Genomic DNA, 495 nt, shown 5'->3' on the forward strand with positions numbered 1-495 from the left:
TACCTACAGAACCTTGAACCATATCAATAAACTTCAAAGGAACCGTTGTGTAGTCTGAATAAGCTGAACCTGCTGTAATATTAATCATGTCAGGTTTACCCGCTGGTTTCGCTGTTACTTTTGAAATAAATTCAGAACCAAAGTTCGTTGAATGCATTGGGCAATAAACAACTGTTGGTGTTGTAAAGTAGTACTCAGGGGTAAAGTTACCTGGTGTACCTGTACAAACATTGGCTACCTGCATTTCATATTTTGTAAGTTCTAATAATCCTGTTATTGTATAGGTATTATTGCTAACGTTAATTGTTGTCCAGCCTGGTAATCCTACTTTTCTATATTTTAGTATATAATTATTAGTTGCTCCAGGACCTGTATAAGCACTCCAAACTACTTCTGCTGATGTAGGATTCAATTGAGTAATGGTTAATCCCGGAGGCGGAATTTCACAAACTCTAACCGTAGTAAACACCTGAGATGTAGACCAAGGGTTGAATG

General features: G+C 37.2%; 1 protein-coding gene. It reads right to left on the reverse strand.

The window, feature by feature from the left end; translation table 11 throughout:
• Positions 1-495, reverse strand: a 495-nt coding sequence (locus AB671_RS16475; protein ID WP_185114153.1) for a fibronectin type III domain-containing protein, incomplete at both ends; no start/stop codon positions are given.

The organism is Chryseobacterium sp. BGARF1 (assembly GCF_001677955.1).
In the GTDB taxonomy this organism is placed as follows: Bacteria; Bacteroidota; Bacteroidia; order Flavobacteriales; family Weeksellaceae; genus Chryseobacterium.